Origin of the sequence: Mycobacterium sp. (genome assembly GCF_040509115.1) — a bacterium.
Classification (GTDB): Bacteria; Actinomycetota; Actinomycetes; order Mycobacteriales; family Mycobacteriaceae; genus Mycobacterium.
Genome location: NZ_JBEVLO010000546.1, coordinates 1 through 4,246, shown reverse-complemented (window position 1 = coordinate 4,246; position 4,246 = coordinate 1). Strand labels below are relative to the sequence as shown.

Sequence of the window (4,246 nt, the reverse complement as noted above, 5' to 3'; positions counted from 1 at the left end):
TGACCAGCATCTCGGCACGGGCCCGGTCATGGGGCGCCGCGGAGTCGCCCAACTCGGCGAGGCGGCGCTCGACTTGGTATGCCGCCGAGTCGAGTTCGTTGCGCGCGTCGACCTGCTTGCGCAGCTCTTCGTCGTCGCGGCGATGGGCCTCGGCCTCGGCGAGCATCCGCTCGACCTCGTTCTTGTCGAGGTTCGACTGCTCACTGATGGTGATGCTCTGCTCGGCGCCGGTGTCCTTGTCGCGGGCGGTGACGTGCAGGATGCCGTTGGCGTCGACGTCGAACGTGACCTCGATCTGGGGCTCACCGCGCGGGGCCGGACGGATGTTCTCCAGCTTGAACCTGCCGAGGACGCGGTTGTCGTGTGCCATCTCACGTTCGCCCTGCAACACAACGATGTCCACGGCCGGCTGGTTGTCTGCCGCGGTGCTGAACACCTCGCTGCGTCGAGCAGGAATGGTGGTGTTGCGCTCGAGGATCTTGGTCATCACACCGCCGGCGGTCTCCACACCGAGCGAGAGTGGGGTGACGTCGAGCAGCAACACGTCGGAGACCTCGCCCTTCAGCACGCCCGCCTGGATTGCGGCACCCATGGCCACGACTTCGTCGGGGTTGACGGTCATGTTCGGGTCCTTGCCGCCGGTGAGCCGGCGGACGAGGGCCTGGACGGCGGGGATCCGGGTCGACCCGCCGACCAGGATGACCTCGTCGATGTCGTTCGCCGTCACCTTGGCGTCGTCCATCGCCTGCTTGACCGGACCCATGCAGCGCTCCACCAGATCGTGCACCAGTTCCTCGAACTTGGACCGGTTGACGGTCATCGTGAGGTGCTTGGGGCCGTTGGCGTCGGCGGTGACGAACGGCAGGTTGACCTGCGTCTGAGTCACCGACGACAGTTCGACCTTCGCCTTCTCTGCCGCCTCGAACAGCCGCTGCAGCGCCTGCGAATCCTTGCGGAGGTCGATGTTGTTCTCACGTTGAAACTCGTCGGCGAGATAGTCCACCAGCCGGTGGTCGAAGTCGTCCCCACCGAGATGGGAATCACCCGCGGTGGAGCGGACCTCGACCACCCCGTCACCGACGTCGAGGAGGCTGACGTCGAATGTGCCGCCGCCGAGGTCGAAGACCAGCACGGTCTCGTGGCCCTTCTTGTCCAATCCGTACGCCAACGCGGCGGCGGTGGGTTCGTTGATGATGCGCAGCACGTCCAATCCGGCGATTCGGCCGGCATCCTTGGTGGCGTTGCGTTGCGCGTCGTTGAAGTACGCCGGAACGGTGATCACGGCTTCCTTGACTCGCTCCCCGAGGAACTTGCTCGCGTCGTCGACCAGCTTGCGGAGGACTTGCGCGCTGATCTCCTCCGGTGAGTACTGCCTGCCGCGCACGTCGAACCGGGCAGCGCCACCGTCGCCCTCGACGACGTCGAAGCTGACGGCCTTGGCTTCCTCCGATATCTCGTCGAAGCGGCGACCGATGAAGCGTTTCGCCGAGTAGATGGTGCCCTTTGGATTCATGATCGACTGCCGCCTGGCCAGCTGTCCGACCAGTCGCTCGCCGTTCTCCGCGAATGCGACCACCGAAGGTGTGGTGCGCGCGCCCTCGGTGTTCGGGATCACGACGGGCTCTCCGCCCTGCCACGCGGCGATCACTGAGTTGGTCGTCCCGAGATCGATGCCTACCGCTGTTGCCATCGTCTATTCCTTTCGATTGCCACTGGTGAGGAGTTGCAGCGCACGATCAGCCACTTCCACGTTCGCAACGACGTCGTAGGACCTCGGTCGAAGCGCGCTTGTCGAGTGGAAGTCGCGGTGGCCACGTTGCATTGCATGCGCAAGCAGGCCGAACAGGGCGCCCACGATGGCGCCGAAGACCAGGCCGCAGCCAGCCAGGACGAACGCCGAAACCAACGGCGAGATCCAGTTGAACAGCCCGAAGATCCAGCCAATTAGCGCGCCGACCAGGGCGCCCGAACCGGCCCCGCGCAGCGTCGCCCCGCCGTAGTTCAGGCGGCCCAGAACCTGTTCCACGTACTCTAGATCGCGACCCATGATCGCCACCCGGTTCACCTCGAATCCCTGGTCTGACAGGTAGTCGACCGCACGTTCGGCGTCGGCGTAGTTGTCGAAGGTGGCGATCACCTGGCGAGCCGGCTCATTGGGGCGCACCGCCGAGGTCCGCGCCGTTGAATGCACAGCCATCACTCCTCCTACGCGTTCACCGTTTGTTGGGCCGCGGGTTCGGTTTGTCGTGGCGCGGATTCGGTTTGGTGGGGCGCGGATTCGGTCGCGATGGCCTGCTGAGCTTCGTTGGCGGTGTCGATTTCCACCTTGCGGGGCTTGCTCCGCTCCGAGACCGGGATGGTCAACGTCAGCACGCCGTGGTCACAAGCCGCGCTCAGTCTGTTCGGATCGAGGTTGTCGCCGAGAAACAGTTGGCGCCGGAACTCGCCTTGGGGCCGCTCGTCGACGAGCAGTTCGTCGTGCTCCTGGCGCAGCGGACGGCGACGCGCCGTGATCTCGATGACGTTGCGCTCGACCGTGACGTCGATGTCTTCGGGCTTCATGCCCGGGACGTCGAGGGCGACGACGAATTGGTCACCGCGCCGCAACGCCTCCATCGGCAGCGAGCGCGCAGTACGCGCACCGGCCAACGCCTGCTCGGCCAACCGATCAAGTTCGCGGAACGGATCGAATCGCATCAAAGCCATGACTACTCCTAGGTTCGAAGGACGGAAGTACGAGAGGCTCCGGCAGCCGATGCCCCGTACGCACCGCCCGCCGATAGCTTCCGAACAACGAGTCTGGCAAGCGAATTCGGCGACCGCGTGCTCCCAACGAGCCAGAAATGTTGGTCGGAATTGGTCCTGTCAGCACGGAAGGACGCATTCCGCGGAGGAATCCACTCCACCCTCTGCCCCGGGAAGCGGCGCGACGGCACTTCACCTGTCTCCCTAGGACGATGCGGGCACTACTTCCTCACGCCTCCAGGTCGGCGACAGCGGCCGGATCGTGCGCCAAGGTACCGGGGTGGGCGGACCCGCCGCCTCTGCGACGGATTTGGGAAGGATCTCACCATGACGACACAGGCTGGGCTGGAGAAGAAGGAGCGGGAGTTTCTGGTGCAGTGCGTGGGTGATGCCCACACGATGCTCGACCTGCTGCCCGGCGTGGATCCGAACGGTCCGGCGTTGGTCTGGCTGGCCGATCAATTCGTGGTCCTGCGCCGGGGTGACTGCCCGCCTGCGCATGCCATGACACCGTGAACACCCTCCAGCAGTCCGCACGGCCACGCGAGCCGCCGCTGCTCGCAACCAGCGGTACCTCCCTGCGCGCGCGACGGCCGTAACGACTTGCCAGACTCCTTGTCGGAGAACATGTGCGGCCTTAAGGCATAGCGGGAGTCTTGCAAGGGCCTGCGCACGGCGGCGTGATCGGCCGAGTCAGCGCTTGCGCGCCACGTTCAACTCGCGCGAAACCTCGTCTGTGATGCGGGCGGCCACCGCAGTGGGGTCGAACGGCACCGGCGCCTCCGCGGTGACGCCGGCGAGGGCCTCCAGCGCGTCGGACGCCAATGGACTCCACTTCTCAATCCAGCCCGACACCACCTCGGCATTGGCGGTGTCGGCGTCGACGATGTGCCTAATCAGCGCCGCGGTCCACTCGCGATGCCAGCGAGCATCCTCGTCGAGCGAGAAGTGGATACTCGTCAGGATCGGGTCGCCGTTGGCGGTCGCGAGCGTGCCCGCGATGTCCTGGTTGACGAGGCGGTCGATCCGGGGCTTGATGACCGCGTTAGTCACGATGAAGGACTCGTCCCAGTCATAGGCGACCAGCGCACGTTCGATGAGCTCGCGCAGCGGTTGGAACGCGGGAGCTTCCTCCCACGTCGAACGCTGGCGCGCCACGGCCTCCTCGCCGAGTGGCGAACCGGCCAATTGCACAGTGCGATAAGCGATCCGTTGCACCCGACGCATTTCGTCACCCGTCTGGAAGGCGGCACAATTCGTGATTCTGGAGGAGGGTGCCATCTGTGCGACGTAGGCGGCCAGCATCTGCAACCCGTGCACCGGGAAGCGCAGTGGGGAATACCAGCGGTCGAGGAACCGCACCCACTCGTCGTCGAGCTGCGCGTCGTAGCCCGTGTCGTCGATCTCCCGGAGCAGGCCGTCGACGACGTCTTCACGACCGTCCTGCAGCTGGGTGTAGATCCGGTAGGTGGTGCTGCGTGGGTCGGCGAACTGGTCCCAG

Annotated in this window: 5 protein-coding genes; 1 reads left to right on the top strand and 4 read right to left on the bottom strand. The window is 65.6% G+C overall.

The annotated features are described in order from the left end of the window. The 3 genes from dnaK to ABW137_RS36500 all read right to left on the bottom strand — a co-directional run. A partial coding sequence (gene dnaK, locus ABW137_RS36510) for a molecular chaperone DnaK (protein ID WP_526407965.1) occupies positions 1-1,690 on the bottom strand: 1,690 nt, incomplete at its 3' end. 3 nt (positions 1,691-1,693) lie between these two features. Further along, a complete protein-coding gene (locus ABW137_RS36505) occupies positions 1,694-2,197 on the bottom strand; it encodes a general stress protein (RefSeq protein WP_526407963.1) in 504 nt (167 codons plus the stop codon). An 8-nt stretch (positions 2,198-2,205) separates the two neighbouring features. Beyond that, entirely contained in the window at positions 2,206-2,706 is a 501-nt protein-coding gene (locus ABW137_RS36500) for an Hsp20/alpha crystallin family protein (protein WP_526407961.1), read from the bottom strand. Between the two features lie 366 nt (positions 2,707-3,072). On the opposite strand from ABW137_RS36500, the gene ABW137_RS36495 reads away from it, so the two are divergent. Continuing rightward, positions 3,073-3,261 (top strand): hypothetical protein, encoded by a 189-nt coding sequence (locus ABW137_RS36495; protein WP_526407959.1) that lies wholly within the window; start codon positions 3,073-3,075, stop codon positions 3,259-3,261. A 177-nt stretch (positions 3,262-3,438) separates the two neighbouring features. On the opposite strand, the gene ABW137_RS36490 is transcribed toward ABW137_RS36495, so the two are convergent. Next, on the bottom strand, positions 3,439-4,246 hold an 808-nt coding region (locus tag ABW137_RS36490), incomplete at its 5' end, for a ferritin family protein (RefSeq protein ID WP_526407957.1).